At 70.5% G+C, this 18,263-nt stretch carries 17 protein-coding genes and 1 pseudogene; 6 read left to right on the forward strand and 12 right to left on the reverse strand.

The window, feature by feature from the left end; all coding sequences use genetic code 11:
- Positions 1 to 18 precede the first annotated feature (18 nt).
- From ABTY98_RS18310 to ABTY98_RS18350, 9 genes are all read right to left on the reverse strand, one after another.
- Entirely contained in the window at positions 19 to 1,626 is a 1,608-nt protein-coding gene (locus ABTY98_RS18310; protein WP_352221936.1) for a glycoside hydrolase family 13 protein, read from the reverse strand.
- Positions 1,627 to 1,658: 32 nt separating this feature from the next.
- On the reverse strand, positions 1,659 to 2,540 hold the full coding sequence (locus ABTY98_RS18315) for a carbohydrate ABC transporter permease (RefSeq protein ID WP_352221937.1): 882 nt from the start codon (positions 2,538 to 2,540) through the stop codon (positions 1,659 to 1,661).
- Positions 2,537 to 3,493 carry a carbohydrate ABC transporter permease gene (locus tag ABTY98_RS18320; RefSeq protein ID WP_352221938.1) on the reverse strand — a complete coding sequence of 319 codons (957 nt, stop codon included), beginning with the start codon at positions 3,491 to 3,493 and terminating at the stop codon, positions 2,537 to 2,539. Before ABTY98_RS18320 ends, ABTY98_RS18315 begins: the two co-directional genes overlap by 4 nt.
- A 6-nt stretch (positions 3,494 to 3,499) precedes the next feature.
- Positions 3,500 to 4,852, reverse strand: coding sequence for an ABC transporter substrate-binding protein (locus ABTY98_RS18325; RefSeq protein WP_352221939.1), 1,353 nt, complete (start codon positions 4,850 to 4,852; stop codon positions 3,500 to 3,502).
- Between the two features lie 140 nt (positions 4,853 to 4,992).
- Positions 4,993 to 5,988, reverse strand: coding sequence for a LacI family DNA-binding transcriptional regulator (locus ABTY98_RS18330; protein WP_352221940.1), 996 nt, complete (start codon positions 5,986 to 5,988; stop codon positions 4,993 to 4,995).
- A gap of 57 nt (positions 5,989 to 6,045) precedes the next feature.
- A complete protein-coding gene (locus tag ABTY98_RS18335; protein WP_352221941.1) occupies positions 6,046 to 6,861 on the reverse strand; it encodes an ABC transporter permease in 816 nt (271 codons plus the stop codon).
- 11 nt (positions 6,862 to 6,872) lie between these two features.
- Entirely contained in the window at positions 6,873 to 7,736 is an 864-nt protein-coding gene (locus tag ABTY98_RS18340; RefSeq protein ID WP_352221942.1) for an ABC transporter permease, read from the reverse strand.
- 3 nt (positions 7,737 to 7,739) lie between these two features.
- On the reverse strand, positions 7,740 to 8,930 hold the full coding sequence (locus tag ABTY98_RS18345; RefSeq protein ID WP_352221943.1) for an ABC transporter substrate-binding protein: 1,191 nt from the start codon (positions 8,928 to 8,930) through the stop codon (positions 7,740 to 7,742).
- Between the two features lie 29 nt (positions 8,931 to 8,959).
- Entirely contained in the window at positions 8,960 to 9,991 is a 1,032-nt protein-coding gene (locus ABTY98_RS18350) for an ABC transporter ATP-binding protein (RefSeq protein WP_352221944.1), read from the reverse strand.
- 123 nt (positions 9,992 to 10,114) lie between these two features.
- Here ABTY98_RS18350 and ABTY98_RS18355 point away from each other — a divergent pair, with 123 nt between their 5' ends.
- On the forward strand, positions 10,115 to 10,855 hold the full coding sequence (locus ABTY98_RS18355; protein ID WP_352221945.1) for a FadR/GntR family transcriptional regulator: 741 nt from the start codon (positions 10,115 to 10,117) through the stop codon (positions 10,853 to 10,855).
- 39 nt (positions 10,856 to 10,894) lie between these two features.
- Complete coding sequence (locus ABTY98_RS18360) at positions 10,895 to 11,674, forward strand: cache domain-containing protein (protein WP_352221946.1); 780 nt, start codon at positions 10,895 to 10,897, stop codon at positions 11,672 to 11,674.
- 745 nt (positions 11,675 to 12,419) lie between these two features.
- On the opposite strand, the gene ABTY98_RS18365 is transcribed toward ABTY98_RS18360, so the two are convergent.
- Positions 12,420 to 13,091, reverse strand: coding sequence for an MmyB family transcriptional regulator (locus ABTY98_RS18365; protein ID WP_352221947.1), 672 nt, complete (start codon positions 13,089 to 13,091; stop codon positions 12,420 to 12,422).
- A gap of 247 nt (positions 13,092 to 13,338) precedes the next feature.
- On the opposite strand from ABTY98_RS18365, the gene ABTY98_RS18370 reads away from it, so the two are divergent.
- From ABTY98_RS18370 to ABTY98_RS18380, 3 genes and pseudogenes are all read left to right on the forward strand, one after another.
- On the forward strand, positions 13,339 to 13,995 hold the full coding sequence (locus ABTY98_RS18370; protein WP_352221948.1) for a helix-turn-helix domain-containing protein: 657 nt from the start codon (positions 13,339 to 13,341) through the stop codon (positions 13,993 to 13,995).
- A 39-nt stretch (positions 13,996 to 14,034) separates the two neighbouring features.
- Positions 14,035 to 14,568, forward strand: a pseudogene (locus tag ABTY98_RS18375) (toxin-antitoxin system, toxin component).
- 234 nt (positions 14,569 to 14,802) lie between these two features.
- Positions 14,803 to 15,030 carry a hypothetical protein gene (locus ABTY98_RS18380; protein ID WP_352222060.1) on the forward strand — a complete coding sequence of 76 codons (228 nt, stop codon included), beginning with the start codon at positions 14,803 to 14,805 and terminating at the stop codon, positions 15,028 to 15,030.
- 22 nt (positions 15,031 to 15,052) lie between these two features.
- Here ABTY98_RS18380 and ABTY98_RS18385 read toward each other — a convergent pair whose 3' ends face one another.
- Together ABTY98_RS18385 and ABTY98_RS18390 are read right to left on the reverse strand one after the other, a co-directional pair.
- Positions 15,053 to 15,733 (reverse strand): 4'-phosphopantetheinyl transferase family protein, encoded by a 681-nt coding sequence (locus tag ABTY98_RS18385; RefSeq protein ID WP_352221949.1) that lies wholly within the window; start codon positions 15,731 to 15,733, stop codon positions 15,053 to 15,055.
- Positions 15,681 to 16,586, reverse strand: a complete 906-nt coding sequence (locus ABTY98_RS18390; RefSeq protein ID WP_352221950.1) for a metallophosphoesterase family protein — start codon at positions 16,584 to 16,586, stop codon at positions 15,681 to 15,683. Before ABTY98_RS18390 ends, ABTY98_RS18385 begins: the two co-directional genes overlap by 53 nt.
- A gap of 362 nt (positions 16,587 to 16,948) precedes the next feature.
- Between ABTY98_RS18390 and ABTY98_RS18395 the strand changes: the two genes are divergently transcribed.
- Entirely contained in the window at positions 16,949 to 18,079 is a 1,131-nt protein-coding gene (locus tag ABTY98_RS18395) for an ATP-grasp domain-containing protein (RefSeq protein ID WP_352221951.1), read from the forward strand.
- The last annotated feature ends 184 nt before the right edge of the window (positions 18,080 to 18,263 follow it).

The raw sequence follows: 18,263 nt of genomic DNA on the forward strand, positions 1-18,263 counted from the left end.
GCGAGCGGTGCCGGCGGCTCAGGTCGTCAGCCAGGCCGCCGTGTCCTGCGGCAGTCGGCCTTCGTCGTCCAACGGACCGCTGGTGAGCAGGAGTTGGGCGTGACGGGGGAGTTCCGCGGGGGCGGGGGCGAGGTTGACCACGCAGGTCACGCCCTCGGCGCGGGTGAAGGCGAGGACTCCCTCGGGGGCGGGCAGCCAGGTCAGCGGGCCGGCACCGAAGACGGGGCGGGCGGCGATGGCCCGGCGGTAGAGGCTGAGCATGGAGTCCACGTCATCCTGCTGCCGGTCGGCCGCGTACGAGGCCCAGCCGGCCGGCTGCGGCAGCCACGGCTCCTCGCGCGAACCGAACCCCGCGTACGGCAGGGTGGCGACCCAGGGCATCGGCACCCGGCAGCCGTCCCGGCCGGGATCGGTGCCGCCGGACCGGAAGTACATCGGATCCTGTATGCGGTCCGCCGGGATCTCGGCCTCCGGCAGCCCCAGCTCCTCCCCCTGGTACACATACACCGCACCGGGCAGCGCCAGGGACAGCAGCGCGGCGGCGTGGGCCCGGCGGGTGCCCAGCTCCAGGTCCGACGGTGTGCCGAAGGCCTTGGTCGCGAAGTCGAAGGCGGTGTCCTCGCGGCCGTAGCGGGTGACCGTGCGGGTCACGTCGTGGTTGCACAGCACCCAGGTGGCGGGCGCGCCTACCGGGGCGTGCTCGGCGAGGGTGGTGTCGATCGACGTCCGCAGCCGGTCCGCGTCCCAGGGGCAGGACAGGAAGGAGAAGTTGAAAGCGGTGTGGAGTTCGTCGGTTCGCAGGTAGCGGGCGAAGCGTTCGGCGTCGGGGAGCCAGACCTCGCCGACGAAGACACCGTCGTAGTCGTCGGCGACCGCCCGCCACGAGCGGTAGATGTCATGCAGGTCGTCGAGGTCGACGAAGGGGTGCGGCTGCGGGTTCGTGGCCAGGTCGGGCAGGTCCGGGTCCTTGGCGAGCAGGGCGGCGGAGTCGATGCGCACGCCGGCGACGCCCCGCTCGAACCAGAACCGCAGGATGTCCTCGTGCTCCTGGCGGACGGCCGGATGGGCCCAGTTGAGGTCGGGTTGTTCGGGGGTGAACAGGTGCAGGTACCAGTCGCCGTCCGGCAGCCGTGTCCACACCGGTTCGGTGGAGCCGACGAACTGGGAGGGCCAGTCGTTGGGCGGGAGTTCGCCGTTCGCGCCACGCCCTGGGCGGAAGTGGAACAGCTCGCGCTCGGGACTGCCGGGACCTGCCGCCAAGGCCGCCTGGAACCAGGGGTGTTGGTCCGAGACATGGTTGGGGACGATGTCGACGATCGTCCGCATGCCCAGCTCCCCCGCCTCGGCGATGAGTTTCTCGGCCTCGGCGAGGGTGCCGAAGGCCGGGTCGATGGCCCGGTAGTCGGCGACGTCGTAGCCGCCGTCCTTCAGCGGTGACAGGTACCAGGGGTTGAACCAGAGGGCGTCCACGCCCAGTTCGGCGAGGTACGGCAGCTTGGCGCGGACGCCCGCGAGGTCGCCGGTGCCGTCGCCGTCGCCGTCGGCGAAGCTGCGGACGTACACCTGGTAGATGACGGCGGAACGCCACCAGTCGTGGTCCTTCGGGGCATGGCTGGGCTGTCCCACGTGCGTGCCTTTCTGTCGTCGGAGGAAGGGCGTCAGCCCTTGGTGCTGCCCGCGCTGATTCCGGCGATGATGTGCCGCTGGAAGACGAGGAACAGCGCGACCATCGGGATGCTGGCGATCACCATCGCGGCGATGAGCACGGTGAGCTGGATGTTCTGCGACAGCTGGACCAGGGCCACGCTGATGGGCTGCTTGTCGGTGTCCGAGAAGACCATCAGCGGCCACAGGAAGTCCTGCCACACCGCGACCAGGGCGAAGATCGACACCACCCCGAGCACCGGGCGGGACATGGGCAGGACGACCGACCACAGGATGCGCAGCTTTCCGGCGCCGTCGATCTCGGCGGCTTCCAGGACGTCACGGGGCAGCTGGTCGAAGAACCGCTTGAGGAGATAGAGGTTGAAGGCGTTGGCGACGGCCGGGAGCCAGATGCCGAGCGGGTCGTTGAGCAGGCTGGTGTGGATGAAGGGCAGGTCGGCGACGGTCAGGTACTTGGGTACGACCAGGGCCTGGGCCGGGACCATCAGCGTGGCCAGGATCCCGCCGAGGATCACCTTGCCGAAGGCCGGCTTGAGCTTGGACAGGGCGTAGGCCGCGGCCGTGCAGAACACCAGCTGGAAGGCCCAGGCGCCGGCCGCCTGCACCACCGTGTTCCACAGGTGCTGGGGCAGCTGCATCAGGTCCCAGGCGTCGGTGTACCCGGTCAGGTGCCAGTGGTGGGGAATCAGGGTGGGCGGGGTCTGGGCGACCTCGTCCGGGGACTTCATCGCGCCGGTCACCATCCAGTACACGGGGAACAGGAAGGCGAGCGCGAAGAGCAGGACGACACCGGTGAAGACGGTCCAGTAGATCGCCTTCCCGCGCGGGCGGGCCAGGGTCGCCGGTGAGATCAGGGTTCGGGTGGCGCTGCTCATCCGTCCTCCCCGGAGCGGGTCAGCCGCAGATAGACGGCGGAGAAGACACCGAGCAGCACCAGGAGCATGACGCTGAGGGCGCAGGCGCCGCCGAAGTCGTTGTAGAGGAAGGCGTACTTGTAGATGAGGTAGAGCACGGTGACCGTTGCGTTCTCCGGGCCGCCCCCCGTGATGACGAACGGTTCGGTGAAGACCTGCATGGTGGCGATGATCTGAAGGAGCATCAGCATGAGAATGACGAACCTCGTCTGAGGGATCGTCACATGCCGGATGCGCTGGAGGAGGTTGGCGCCGTCGAGTTCGGCGGCCTCGTAGAGCTCGCCGGGGATGGACTGGAGGGCGGCCAGGTAGATCAGGACGGTGCCGCCCATGTTGGCCCACGTGGCCACGATCACCAGGGAGACGAGCGCGGTGTCGGCGCCGTTCGACCAGTTCGAGGTGGGCAGGTGCAGGAAGCGCAGCGTCTCGTTGGCGAGGCCGGCACCGGGGTCGTAGAACCACTTCCACAGCAGGGCGCTGACCACCGGCGGGATCATCACCGGGAGGTAGACCACGACGCGGAAGAACGCCTTCGCGTGCCGTAGTTCGTTGAGGACCAGGGCGAGGACGAACGGGATCGCGAAGCCGATCAGCAGCGCCAGCAGCGTGAAGGTGAGGGTGTTGCGCCAGGCCGCCGAGAACTCGGGGTCGTGCAGGACCCGGGTGAAGTTGGCGGTGCCGACCCATTCCGGGGGCGAGCCCGGCGTGTACTTCTGGAAGGCGATCACGACCGCCCGGATCGCCGGATACCAGGAGAACAGGGCGAAGCAGATCAGTCCGCCGAGCAGGAAGCCGTAGGCACGGGCCTGGTCGAGGAACCGGCGCCGCCTCCGGTCCCCTGCCGGGGACGGCGCCGGGAGCTGTCGTACGGCGACCGCGGCCGAGGCGGGTCGTCGTGCGGCCGTCTTCGTCATCGTGGGTCAGCTCCGGGCCAGGATGCCGTCGATCTTCTCGTTGGCGTCCTTGAGGAGCTGGTCGATGTCGGCGTCCTTCTTGGTGAGGACGGCGGAGACGGTGCCGTCGAGGACGGAGTAGATCTGCTGGGCGTCGGGCGGCTCGATCTTCATCTGGAGGGAGTGGTTGCCCTCCAGGAAGGCCTGGTAGTTCTCCACCGGGACGTTGGCGTTGGCCTTCTTGACCTGCTGGTCCTTGGCGTCGGCGGCGCCGGTGAACAGGCGCGGCTCGGGCAGGCCCACGGGTGCGTTGTTCTTCTTGGCGCGGGCGTAGTCGCCGAGGAAGCCGTCACCCGGGGTGAGGAACATGGAGTCGAGCCACTTGAGGCCGGCGCGAATCTGCTCCGGGGTGTCCTTCTTGTTGAACATGTAGCCGTCGCCGCCGATGAGGGTGCCCTGGCCGCCGGGCATCGGGCCGAGGGCGAGGTCCTTGTAGTTGCCGCCCTTCTCCTTGACCAGGATCGGGATGTTGTCCGGGGCGGAGAGGTACATGCCGAGCTTGCCCGAACCCATCATCTGCTGGACGTCGTTGATGATCAGCAGCTGCTTGCTGCCCATCGAGTTGTCGGTCCAGCGCATGTCGTGCAGGTTCTGCAGGACGGCGTGGCCCTGGGGAGTGTCGACGGTCGCCGTCTTGCCGTCGGCGGAGACGACGTCGCCGCCCTGGGAGTACAGCTCGGCGGTGAAGTGCCAGCCGCCCTGGTTCTGGGCGCTGTAGTCGGCGTATCCGACGGTCCCGTTGCCGAGAGCGGCGATCTTCTTGGCGTCGGCGCGGACCTCTTCCCAGGTCGTCGGCGGCTTGTCGGGGTCGAGACCGGCCTTCTGGAAGAGCGCGCGGTTGTAGATCAGCCCCATGCTGTATCCGGTCCGCGGGATGCCGTAGACCTTCCCGCCCACGGTGTAGATGTCCCGCAGCTGCTTCTGGATGGTGTCGTAGCTCTTCAGGTCCTTGAGGTACGGCGTGAGGTCGGCCGCCTGGTTGATGTTCACGACGTGCTTGGCGTCGGTGAAGTACGTGTAGAAGACGTCCTCCATCTGGCCGCCGGCCAGCTTGGCGTCGAAGGTCTTCGGGTCCTGGCAGGGGAACGCGTCGTGCGCGACGACGTCGATGTCCGGGTTCTTCTTCTCGAAATCGGCGATGTCCTGATCGAAGAACGTGCGGTCGACCTTGGCGCTCTTCGGCGGCTCGCAGTTGACGGTGATACGCGTCTTGCCGCTTCCCGCGCCGTCGTCACTCGACCCGCATGCCGAGGCCGAGAGCGCTAGGGACGAACAGACACCTATCGCGACGAGAGCACGGCGGAACCCGGTGCTGGACATCGGTGGACCCCCCAGAACAGGAGCAGTGGGCGCCGCACCGGGACCGGTGGGCGCCGCACACTCAAGCACCGGTGACAGGTGTCCGCAAGATGTCGCGCAGAATCTGTAATTAGTTGACAGCAGCTTGGATCTGCTGGATCTCAAACCTTGGGCGCTTGCGCCGTGGAGCCGCGGACCACCAGCTCCGGCTCGAACAGCAGCTCCTCCGGCGGTACGGCGGTGCCGCCGATCTGCACGTTCAGCAGCTCGACGGCCGCGCGGCCCATGGCCTCGATGGGCTGGCGGACGGTGGTCAGCGGGGGTTCGGTGCAGTTCATGAAGGCCGAGTCGTCGTAGCCGACGACGGAGATACGGGAGGGGACCTCGTACCCCTTGCGGCGGGCGGCGCGGATGGCGCCGAGCGCAAGGGGGTCGCTGGCGCAGATGATGCCGGTGACGCCCCGGTCGATCAGCCGGGACGCGGCGGCGTGGCCGCCCTCGATGGAGAAGATCGCGCGGGCCACGAAGTCGTCGGGGACGTCGCCGATCGCCCGCGCCGCGGCGAGCTTCCGGGCGGACGGGACGTGGTCGCCGGGGCCGAGGACGAGCCCGATGCGCTCATGGCCGAGGGAGGCGAGGTGCCGCCAGGCCTGCTCCACCGCCACCGCGTCGTCGCAGGACACGCCCGGGAAGCCGAGGTGCTCGATGGCCGCGTTGACCAGCACCACCGGGATGTTGCGGTCGGCGAGCAGCCGGTAGTGGTCGTGCGGCGCGTCCGCCTGGGCGTAGAGCCCGCCGGCGAAGACCACCCCGGAGACCTGCTGTTGCAGCAGCAGCTCCACGTAGTCCGCCTCGGAGACCCCGCCCTTGGTCTGGGTGCACAACACCGGGGTGAGCCCGAGCTGTGCGAGCGCGCCGCCGATGACCTCGGCGAACGCCGGGAAGATGGGGTTCTGCAGTTCGGGCAGGACCAGACCGACGAGCCGGGCGCGTTCGCCGCGCAGTTGGGTGGGGCGCTCGTAGCCGAGGACGTCGAGGGCCGAGAGCACCGCCTGCCGGGTAGCCTCGGAGACCCCGGGCTTGCCGTTGAGTACCCGGCTGACCGTGGCCTCGCTGACCCCGACCTTCTTGGCCACTTCCGCAAGTCGTCGCGTCATGGTCGCAAGACTAGCGCAAGTTACGCAAGCTGTTTGCGTAAGCCGGAGGAGCCGGGGTCAGACGCGGCTGCCCGTCGCTGTGTCCGCCGACAGCCGCTGGGCGACGTAGATCGGGACCACTGACAGCAGCACGAGCACGGCCGCCACCACGTTCACCACCGGTGCCTGCTGGGGGCGGGTCATGTTGTCGTAGATCCACAGCGGCAGGGTCTGGACGCCCGGTCCCGCGGTGAAGGTGGTGACCACGATCTCGTCGAAGGAGAGCGCGAAGGCGAGCAGTGCGCCCGCGAGCAGCGCCGAGCGCACCAGCGGGAAGGTGATGTCGGCGAACGTGCGGAAGGTGTCGGCTCCCAGGTCGGCCGCCGCCTCCTCGTAGGTGCCGGAGGTGCGGCGCAGCCGGGCGACGACGTTGTTGAAGACGATCACGACACAGAAGGTGGCGTGTCCGACGACCACGGTGAACAGGCCGAGTCCGACGCCGAGCGGCTGAAGGACCGTGCTGAAGGCCGAGTTGAGGGCGATGCCGGTGACGATACCGGGCAGGGCGATCGGCAGGACGACCACGAACGAGAGGGCGTCCCGGCCGAAGAAGCGGTAACGAGCGACCGCGAAGGCGATCAGCGTGCCGAGCACCAGCGCGATCGCGGTGGCCCCGAGCCCCGCCTTCACCGAGGTCCACAGGGCGTCCCGGGCACCGGAGCTGCGCCAGGCCGCCGACCACCAGCGGGTGGTCAGGCCGGGCGGCGGCCAGCTCGCGCTGCGGTCGGGGTTCAGGGAGTTGACGAGGACCAGCAGCAACGGCACGTAGATCACCGAGAAGCCGAACCCGGCGGCGACGCGCACCGCGATCCGCGCGGAACGGGAGAGTTGCACGGGGGGCTCCTCTACAGGCTGCTCAGCGCGCCCGTGCGGCGCATCGCGAGCAGGTACAGCACGATGACGACGACCGGGACGGTGGCGAGGGCTGCGGCCATGGGCAGGTTGAGTTCGATGTTGGCGTAGACGAGGTTGCCGATGAGCTGGGTCTTGCCGCCGACGATCTGCACGGTGATGTAGTCGCCGAGGCTGAGCGAGAAGGTGAACACCGACCCGGCGGCGACCGACGGCAGCACCATCGGGAGGACCACGGAACGGAAGGTCCGCCCGGCGCGGCCGCCGAGGTCCGCGGACGCGTCCAGCAGGTTGTCGGGCAGCTGCTCCAGGGCGGTGTGGATCGGCAGGATCATGTACGGCAGCCACAGATAGGTCAGGGTGAGCACGGTGGCCGGCAGGCCGAAGCCGGGCCCGCTCAGTCCGAGGGGTTTCAGCAGCCAGTCGGCGAGCCCGCCCTCGGACAGGATCAGCCGCCAGGCGTACACCTTGACCAGGTAACTGGCCCACAGCGGGGTGAGGATGGCGACCACCAGAAGCGGGCGTCGGCTCGGCCTGGCCACCCGGGCGGTGTAGAAGGCGACCGGGAAGGCGATCACCGCGCACAGGGCGGTCACCGCGAGGGCGACGCCGACGCTGCGCAGGACCACCTGCCGGAACACCGGTGTGGTGACCAGCTCGTGGAAGTTGTCGGTCGACCAGACCTTCACCACCTCGGAGGTGAAGGAGTCCGTCGTCCAGAACGCGGAGACGAACAGCACGGCCAGGGACCCGAGGTAGAGCACGGCCAGCCACAGCAGCGGTGCGGTCAGCAGCAGGGCGAGGCGGAGCCGGGGGCGCCGGTGCAGCGCCCCCGCGGTCCGGGTGAGCACGGTCATGGCTCAGCCCTTGATCTCGGTCCAGGCCTGCACCCACTTCGCGTACGGCACGCACTTGACGTCGGTACGTCCGTCGAGGCACTGCTCGATGGGCGTGTTCCAGAAGGCGATGTTCTTCCAGTAGCTCTCGTCGGCCGCGTGATAGGTCGTGCAGAAGTTCTTGTCGCTGGTCAGCGCGCAGCCCTTGGCGTTGGCCGGGGCCTCGCCGAAGTACTCGGCGACCTCGGCGTTGACCTTCGGGGAGACGATCCAGTCGAGCCACTTGTAGGCGCAATTGGGGTGCTTGGCCTTGGCGGAGACCATCCAGGTGTCGGACCAGCCGGTGGACCCCTCCTTGGGCACGAAGGCCTTGATCTTGGCGCCCTCGCCGGCGGCCAGGTTGGCGATGACCTGCCAGCTGGTGCCGATCACGGAGTCGCCGCTCTTGAAGGCGGAGATCTCCTTGAGGTAGTCGCTCCAGTACTCGCCGATGTCCGCGTTCTGCTTCTTCAGCAGGGCGACGGCCGCGTCGAACTGCTTCTGGTCGAGGGCGTACGGGTCCTTGATCTTCAGCTCGGGCCTGGTGGCCTTGAGATACAGGGCCGCGTCGGCGATGTAGATCGGCGAGTCGTAGGCGGTGACATGCCCCTTGTACTTCGCCGCGTCGTCGAAGACGGCCGACCAGGAGGTGGGCGCGGGGGTCACCTTCTGGGTGTTGTACATCAGCAGGTTGGCGCCACGGCCGTGCGGGATGCCGTACATCTGGCCCTTGACCGAGTTCCAGGCGCCGTTCTTCAGGCCGCTGAAGACGTCCTTGTAGTTCGGTACGAGCTTGGTGTTGACCGGGGCCGCGTCGCCGGAGGCGATCAGGCGCAGGGAGGCGTCGCCCGAGGCGGAGACGGCGTCGTACTCGCCGGTCTTCATCAGTTTGACCATCTCGTCGGAGCTGGCGGCGACCTTGGAGTGGACCTGGCAGCCGGTCTGCTTCTCGAAGTCGGTGACCCAGTCCACCTTGGGGTCGTCGGAGCCGTCCTCGACATAGCCGGCCCAGGCGATCAGGTTGACGGCGCCCTCGCTCTTGCCGAGCTTGGCCAGGGGCTTGAGGTCGGGCGGGTTGAGTCCGGTGGAGGAGCCGGAGCCGGAGGAGCCGCAGGCGGTGGCGGCCAGCAGCAGGGCTACGGCGGCGGCCGCGGTGAGGGGACGGGTGAGGCGCACGACGTACTCCAGACGTGAGGAACGGCGGATCAGCCGGGAACGTGGACGGTGTGCCGGCGCTGCCACCGCAGCCGGACGCGGGAGCCGCGGTAGGCGGCGACGTCTTCGGCGGAGGTGTCGAGGTTCTGCTGGAGCGCGGTGAGCCGGCCGCCGCCGTCCAGGTCGACCAGGAAGCGGGTGGCGTCGCCGAGGTAGACCACCTCGGCGACGGTGCCGACGGTGTCGGCGTGGCCGGGTTCGCCCGGGGCCGCGGTCTCCTTGAGGACCCGGATCTTCTCGGGCCGGATGCTGTGGGTGCCGCTCTCGCCGAGCACGCGCCGGGCGGTGTCCCCGGTGAGCAGGTTGGAGGTGCCGACGAAGGAGGCGACGAAGGCGGTGGCGGGGCGTTCGTAGATCTCGGCGGGGGTGCCGACCTGTTCGATACGGCCCTGGTGGAAGACGGCGACGCGGTCGCTCATCGTCAGGGCCTCCTCCTGGTCGTGGGTGACGAAGACGAAGGTGATGCCCACTTCCCGTTGCAGGGCCTTGAGTTCGAGCTGCATCTGCTCGCGCAGCTTGAGGTCGAGGGCGCCGAGGGGCTCGTCGAGCAGTAGGACCCGGGGTCGTCCGACGAGGGCGCGGGCGAGGGCGACGCGCTGGCGCTGGCCGCCGGAGAGCTGGGCGGGGCGGCGGCCGCCGAAGCCGTCGAGGCGGACCTCGTTGAGGGCCTTGCGGGCGCGGACCAGGCGCTCGGCCTTGGGGATCCGGCGGACCTTGAGGGAGTAGGCGACGTTCTGCTCGACGTTCATGTGCGGGAACAGGGCGTAATCCTGGAAGACGGTGTGCACGTCACGTTCGAAGGGGGCCCGGCGGGTGACGTCCTGCCCCGCGAGTTCGACCACGCCCGAGGTAGGGGTCTCGAAGCCGGCGATCAGACGCAGGACGGTGGTCTTGCCGGAGCCGGAGGGGCCGAGCATCGAGAAGAACTCGCCGTCGCGGATCTCCAGGTCGACTCCTGCCACGGCGCTGGTGTCGCCGAACGACTTCCGCAGATCCCGCAACCGGATCGCGCTGGCCTCCATGGGCGGGAACCTTTCTGGCGCTCTCTGGCGTTGGACTTGATGATCGGAAAGATATGAAGTCATAGTTCAAAGCTCAAGACCCTTCTGAGGTAAAGCTTGGGTCAACGCACAGGGTGGTGGGCCGTGAAACAGCAGCAGACGGACGGCGGCGCCCGAAAGGCCGTCTTCGCCCCGGTGGACAGCGGGGCCCGGGTGAACGCCGTCGTACGCCGGATCGGCGACGCCATCGAGCTCGGCCTGCTCGCCGACGGGGAGCAACTGCCCGGCGAGACGGAGCTGGCCGGACAGCTCGGGGTGTCCACGGTGACCCTGCGGGAGGCGCTGATGGCACTGCGCCAGCAGGGCCTGGTCGTCACCCGCCGGGGCCGCGGCGGCGGCAGCTTCGTGTCGCTGCCGGACACGCCCGGCCAGGAGCGGCTCATGGAGCGGCTGCGCGGCTGGAGCCCCGAGGAACTGCGCGACCTCGGCGACCACTGGGCGGCCCTGTCCGGCACCGCCGCCCAGCTCGCCGCACAGCGCACGGAGGACCACGACCTGGACCAACTCCTCCGGACTACCGAGGAGTTGCGCAGGGCCCCGGGCGCGTCGGGACGGTGCCGGCTCTACGGCCGCTTCCATGTGGAGCTGGCCGCCGCCGCCCAGTCGGCCCGGCTCACCCGGGAACAGGTCGCCCTCCAGACGGAGACCGGGGCGCTGCTGTGCCTTGTGCTCGGCGACGACGAATATCGTGAAGAGGTGGCGGACCGTCACCGGTCCGTAATCTCGGCCGTGCAGGATGGGGCGGACGCATCGGCCAGGGAGCTGGCCGAGCGGTGCGTGCGGGACTCGACGGCACGGCTCATCGCCCTGCGGCTTGCCCTGTAGCCGCGCCGCCACCCGCTCCCCCGTCCGCCGGAGGGCAGCATGAGCCGCGGCACCGTCCCCTCCACTCCCGTGGCCAGGACGCTGGACACCACCGAGGAGTATGTGGCCGAGCGGGTCGGCCGCGCCCTGGAGGCGGTGTTCGGCGCCGTCGCGCAGACCCGCGCCGACACCACCGCGCTGCTGGCCCGGGTGGCCGCCGAGGGCCGCAGGCCGGTGACCGCGGACCTGGCCGCACTGCGCCCCGGGCTCCATCTGCGCCTGGCCCGGCAGGAGTTGGTCTCCGGTGTAGGTTTCGTCGCCGCGCCCGGACTGCTGGCCGACGTCCCGGCCTGGCTGGAGTGGTGGCAGACCGACGCCCACGGGGACGTACGGCCGCTGCTCCTCGACCTCGACCCGCGCACGTCGGCCTACTCCGACTACACGCACTGGGACTGGTTCACACTGCCCCGGGACACCGGGCGGCGGGCGGTGGCCGGCCCGTACGTCGACTACCTCTGCTCGGACGAGTACAGCCTCACCCTGTCCGCGCCGGTGGAACGGGCGGGCCGCTTCCTGGGCGTGGCCGCCGCCGACGTGTACCTACGGCACTTCGAGGCGGCCGCGCTGCCCCTGCTGCGCGCGCTGCCCGGCCCCGCCCGGCTGGTCAACGCCCGCGGCCGGGTGGCGGCGTCGGCGGACCCGGCGCATCTGGCCGGCTCGCTGACCAAGGGGCCGGACTTCGCTGCCGTACTGGAGAGCGGGCGACCGGGCACGTTCGGCGCGCTGCGGCTGGTGCCCTGCCGGGGCGTGCCACTCGTCCTGGCGGTGGCCGCGGCCTGACACAGAACCCGCGTCCGGACCGGTGACGGTGCCCGGGGCGGGTAGGCGGGGGGTGCCCGAGGTAGGTGACGGCAGCGATGTCCGGGGTGGAGCCGATGGAGACGTCCGGGACAGAAGCCGACGCGGACGCCCCGGTAGAAGCGGGTGCGGACGTCCCGGCAGAAGCCGATGGGGACGTCCCCGCAGGAGCCGACGCGGACATCCCCGCAGAAGCCGATACGGGCGCCCCGGCAGAAGCCGATGGGGATATCCCCCGGTGGAGCCGATGGAGACGTCCGGGACAGGAGCCGACGCGGACGCCCCGGCGGGAGCCGGTGCGGACGTCCCGGCAGGAACCGATACGGGCGTCCCCGCAGCGGACGCCCCCGCAGAAACCCGACGCGGACGCCCCCGCAGAAACCGATGCGGACGCCCCGGCAGAAACCGAAGGGGACGTCCCCGCAGGAGCCTATTCCGGCGCCCCGGCAGAAGCCGAGGGGGATATCCCCGGTGGAGCCGATGGAGACGTCCGGGACAGGAGCCGACGCGGACGTCCCGGCAGGAGCCGGTGCGGACGTCCCGGCAGGAACCGATACGGGCGTCCCCGCAGAAACCGACGCGGGCGCCTCGGCAGAAGCCGATACGGGCGCCTCGGCAGAAGCCGATACGGGCGCCCCGGGTAGAAGCCGGTGCGCTCGTCCCGGGCAGCGCCGGTGCGGGCGTCCGGCCCGGCGCCGTCGGCGACCTGAACGCCGACGGTGCCGGGTCAGGCGTCGGGGGCGGGGACCACGGTCAGGTGGGCGCCCAGACCGCCGGGCCGGCGGGAGCGGCGCGGGGCGGCGGCGGGGCGGGGGGCGACGCGCAGCACCAGGGTGTAACGCGCGTAGCCCATGTCGTGAAGTGTCCTGGGAGTCTCGCCGACTACCCGGCACTCGGTGGCGCCCACCAACGGGTCCGGGTGCAGCACCGGCCGGACGGCACCGTCGAGCCGGGCGCCCTCCTCGCCGACCGCACGCAGCCAGTGCGGCAGGCCGTGGCGGAAGGCGGCCTCCATGATGGGGTCCTGGGCGATCTCCCGGCGGATCGACAGGAGTTCGTGGTCGTGGGCGTACCGCTCCAGGGTGGTCTTGAACTGGGCCAGCATCGGCAGGCACCAGCCCGACTCGTGCGCGTCGAGCACCGAGCCGGCGTCCGGGTGGAAGAGGACGAACCGGAGGAAGTTGTCCCCGGGCATGGCGGTGGGATGCGGGGCGACCCCCCCGAAAAGTGTCTCGAACGCGCCGTTGGCCAGCACCACGTCCCAGCGGTGGTCCACCACCAGGGACGGGAAGGGAACCGCGTCCAGCAGCAACGCGTAGTCCTGGAGATATGCCTGGGCCTCAAGACTCTCGGGGACGGGCCGCGGCACCGGCCGCCGCCCACCTGCCTGATATGCCATCGGGAGGTCACCCCTCTTGCCTATGCGGCCTTCTCGCGGCGATGTGATCCTGCTGCCCCACTCAGAGGCATGTCAACTATCGTGGCATTTCATGCCCGTTGGCGGCCGAAATTGGCCACAGTTGTGGCGACACCTGGATGCGAGTTCGAACCACCCGCTAATCTCCGGGAAGTTCACGCACGGGAAGTCCACGGCGACCACATGTGCGAAACCTCTGGTTCCTCTGAGAGACGTAGGAGTTCTGTCGGTGACGGATGGCTACGAGGATCCGGGCGCCACGGCGACCGCCCAGCTGCCGGCCGTCGTCTCCCGCGTCACCGCGCTCGCCGACCGGCTCGGCGTGGCGTATGCCGAGGTCTACGACGTCGAGCGGCTCTCCTATGCCTGCGGTGTCCCCGAGCACGTGGTCAAGGCCCTGCTCAGCGGCCGGGCCGCGGGCGAGCCCGACGTCCAGGAACGCTTCCTGCAACGCCTCGACCTGCTGCGCCGCACCCGGCTCAAGCCCAACGGCCGCAAACACACCCAGCAGGAGATCGCCGACGGCGCGGGCATGTCCCGGCAGCAGGCCGGCGCCCTGCTCAACGGCGACCGGCGGCCGACCATGGAGCACTGCGACGCCCTCCAGCGCTTCTTCCGGGTGCACGCGGGGTTCCTCACCGCAGCGGACCCCGAGGCCCTGGCCGGCGCCCTCCAGCGTGTCGAGCAGGAACTGCTGCAGAAGCTGGCCGACCGTGAGCGGGCGGCGGCCGAGGCCGCGGCGGACCCCCTGGAGCGGCTGCTCCAGGACCACGGGGTGCGCGGGATCGCCTGGCGGGCCGCCCAGCTCCCCACCGACCAGCACCGGGACAAGGTCGCGGAATGGCTGGACATGCTCCTGGAGAGCGTCAAGCGGCCCGAGTCGTGAGCTGAGGGGGAACAGGAGAACACGGCCATCGGCAGGGACATGCGCCGGCTGAGCGGTGCGCTGGTCGGGGAACTGACCCTGCCCGCGCCCGCCGCGACGCGCCGCGGGAGCTGTACCGGGCGCTGTGCGACGCGATGAGCCGCCGCCGCGGCCGTCCAGTGCTGTTCCGTACGGCCGCCTTCCCGCCCGGCACCGCCAGCGGGCTGTGGCTCGACCTGGCCGACCGCGACCTGGTCGTGGTCGAGGAACGCACCGCGCCCGACCACCAGTTGGTGATCCTCGGTCACGAGCTGTGGCACATGCACGCCGACCACCACGGCCAAGACGTCGAAGGGGTCACGGTGACGGCACGGCTCATCGACGAAGGCACGGGCCGCGGTCCAGGCCGCCGTCCGGCGGGTGGCCGCCCGTACCCGCTTCGACCAGGCCGAGGAGCAGGACGCGGAGACCTTCGGACTGCTGCTGGCCAGCAAGTGCCGGACCTGGCTGGCGGGTTCCGCCCTGCGAGGTCCGGTGCGGCGGCACGACGTGGCGGGGCGCATCGAGGCCTCGCTGGGCTGTCCGGGGAAGTGAGCACCGGCCCGGCCGGACGCCCCTGCCGGCCGGATTCCGCTGCGGGCCGGGCGAAGAGACGTTCCCTCAGGGAGATTCCCGATGCGGTGCCGGGTCGGCTGAGCGGGCGAACCGGGGCGTAGCGAGCAGGCGTTGTCAGTGGCGGACGGCAAGCTGGTGGGTGCGCACCGCACACGCGGTGCCGCCGCGCCGTCCGGGCGCGTGACCGTGACGACCGACGGGGAGAGCCGAGCCATGCCCACCGCCGTACTGACCGACCGTGAGCGCACCGCCGTCCAGGCTTATCTGCGGCTGCTGCACACCGTGCGCGCCGCCTTCGACGGACCGCCGGACGCCGCGCGCCCCTTCCTGGTCCCGCCGGCCGTGCTCACCGAAGCCGAGGAGGCGCTGGCCGGCGCGGGACTCGCCGGCAACGAGGAGGCGTTCTTCCGGCTGCTGCACGACTGGTGCCCACCCACCTGAGCCCACGGCGCACCCGGAGGGGTCAGGGGTGCGGCACGACCACGGCCGAGGTCAGCATGCCGTGCCCCACGCTCCAGCGGCCTTCGAAGACCTGCAGCCGCTGGCCGCCGAGCTGCGGGCCGGGGACGAGGAGGCGGGCGTGCAGGGTGCCGTGCGGCCGTTCACCGGGCTCCGGGACGAGCTCGATGTCGGCCTCCATGAAGTCCAGCCACTTCCCGGTCAGGGGGAACCACGCCTTGTAGACGGACTCCTTGGCGCTGAACAGCAGCCGGTCCCAGTGCACGTCGGGCCGCTCGGCCGCGAGCAGGCCGAGCCGCTCCCGCTCCGAGGGCAGCAGGACGGACTCACCGACGCCCTCGGGCAGCGGGGCGTGCGGTTCGGCGTCGATACCGAGGGAAGCCAGGTCGGTGGCGCGGACCAGGGCGGCGGCACAGTAGCCCTCGCAGTGGGTCATGCTGCCGACCAGCCCGTCCGGCCAGCGCGGTGCGCCGCGCTCGCCGCTCACGACGGGCTGCGGCGGGACCCCGAGCTTCTCCATGGCACGGCGGGCGCAGGCGCGCACGGCGGAGAACTCGCGGCGGCGCTTGGGCACGGCACGCGCGACGAGCGCCGCCTCCTCGGGGTAGAGGGGGGCTTCGCGGATCGCCTCGTCACCGAGCATCTCCACGGCCACCACCGAGTCCGGGAGCAGCTCCTCGATCACCGGTTCCGACCTCCATCGGCAGAATACGGCGCAGCTCGCCCGGGGGCCGGGAGCGCTTGCGCCACTCGCGGGGGTATCCCACGGAGACCTCTTCGAAGCGGACGCCCTCGTGCCAGGTGGTCCGGGGGATGTGCAGATGCCCGTAGACCATGGTGTCGACGCGGAACCGGCGGTGCCAGTCGGCGGTGAGGGTGGTGCCGCACCACATGGCGAACTCGGGGTACCACAGGACGTCCGTGGGGTGCCGGTCCAGCGGGTAGTGGCCGGCCAGCACGGTCGGCAGTTCCCCGGGCAGCTCGGCGAGCCGGCGCTCGGTGGCCTCGACCCGGGCCCGGCACCAGTCCTCGCGGGTCGGGTAGGGGTCGGGGTGCAGCAGGTACTCGTCGTTGCAGACGATGCCGGTGCCGTGCGCGTACGCGAGGCCCTCCTCCTTGGTGGCGCAGCCGGCCGGCAGGAAGGAGTAGTCGTAAAGGAGGAAGAGCGGTGCGACGGCGACGGGGCCGCCAGGGCCCTCCCAGACCGGGTAGGGGTCCTCGGGGCTGACCACGCCGAGTTCCCGGCAGAGGTCGACGAGGTGCTCGTAGCGGGCGACGCCGCGCAGGGTGACCGGATCCTTGGGGTGGGTCCACAGGTCGTGGTTGCCGGGGGCCCACAGCACCTTGCTGAAGCGGCCGGCCAGGGTCTCCAGCGTCCAGCGGATGTCGGCGACGGTCTCCGCGACGTCACCGGCCACGATCAGCCAGTCGTCATCCGTCCCGGGGCGCATCTTCTCGACGAGCTCGCGGTTCTCCGGGTACGAGATGTGCAGGTCGCTGATGGCCAGCAACTGCCCGGCACCGGCCGTGGACTCCACCCCGTACCCCTTCCGATCATGTCGTCACCGCCCACCTCAGCACATGACGGGTCCACGGAACAAGGGCCCTGTCGGCCTGTCGCGGTCATTCGCCGGCATGCCGTCGACCGGTCGCCGTGCGGTGCCCGGCCGACGGCCGTCAGTCAAGGAAACCGACGTGGACGGTGCAGGAAAACGCGCGTGGACAGTCCCGGTGAATCCGTAACACTCGCGTTGCACGCGGGGCCCCTTGAAAGCCGTATGATCCCCCCAACACCACCGCCACGACCCCCCCTTCGCCCAGGGCGGTTTGGTGTTCCTCCAAGTACCCTGCCCGGGCACGGGCCGCCGAGTCCTGCCCGAAAGCCCGAAAGGCGGCCTGCATGCTCTCTCGCGTACGCGTCTGGCTCAACCGCACGTACGCGGAGAACGTGTTCTTCATGGATCAGCTGCGGAGAAATCCCAGCGACCGGGCGGTCGAGATCCATGCGACGCACGGTGACGCCGACTCCCCCGTGCTGGCCGCCGCCGACACCGCCGACCTGGAGCCGGAGGGCCTCTCCCCGGCCGGCTACGTCGAGTACGCGCTCGACCAGTGCCAGCGCCGTGGCATCGATGTCTTCGTGCCCCGGTTGCACCAGTCGGCGATCGTCGCGCACCGGGCCGACTTCGAGGCGATCGGTACGGCCCTGCTGGCGCCGACGCCGGAGGCGACCGCCGTCTTCGAGGACAAGGCGACCGCGTACGAGGCGGTCGGCGCGGTCGGTGTCCCGGTGCCGCCGTGGTGGCGGGTCCGCACGGCCGACGAACTGCTCGCCGCGGTCGAGGAACTGGAGGCCGACGGGCACAAGGCCTGCTTCAAGCCCGCCGCCGGTGCGGGTGGTGTGGGCTTCCGGGTGATCACGCGCGCCCCCTTCTCGCTCTTTCACCTCAACGGGTTCCCCGGGCCCTACGTCCAGCTCGACCTGGTCCTCGACGCGGTGCGACGGGCCGACCAGCCGGTGGACTGGCTGGTGATGCCGCGCCTGGAGGAGCCGGAGGTGTCCGTGGACTGCCTCACCGGGCCCGACAACCGGGTCCGGCTGGCGGTGGGCCGCACGAAGAAGGGACGGCGGCGCGGATTCACCCTCGACGAGCGGTGGCTGGAGCCGGCCCGGCTGATTGCGGAGGGCTTCGGGCTGCACTATCTGTCCAACATCCAGTTCCGGATGTACGGCGACGAGCCGGTGCTGCTCGATGTCAACACGCGTCCCGCCGGAGGGTTGCACCAGCTGTCACTCTGCGGGGTCAACGCGCCTTGGGCGGCCGTGCAGTTGGCGCTGGGCGAGGACCCCGGGGTGATCGAGCCGCCGTTCCTGGGGCAGGACTACGCGGTGGTGTCGGGGCCGAGGCCTGTGTTGCCCTCGCTTCCTGTACGGCGGGAGGAGGTCGACGAGGTGGTGTTGCCTGCGCCTAGGCCTGCAGCGGTGGAGGAGGTTGGGGCCGAAGCCGCGGCTGAGGTGCTGCCGCTTTAGGTCTCGGCCGACTGCGGGGCCACCGTGGCTTGTCGCGCCCACGCGGCGGAGCCGCACATCGAAACAGCCCCGCGCCCCGGGCGGGGCGCTTCAGCTCACCGGTATGGACCAATTCACGCCCATCTCCTTGACAGGCGGATTGGTCCATACCAACTTGGTTGCGCACCCCTTTGCACCTTCGTGC

Source organism: Streptomyces sp. NPDC096040 (assembly GCF_040303265.1).
GTDB lineage: Bacteria > Actinomycetota > Actinomycetes > Streptomycetales > Streptomycetaceae > Streptomyces.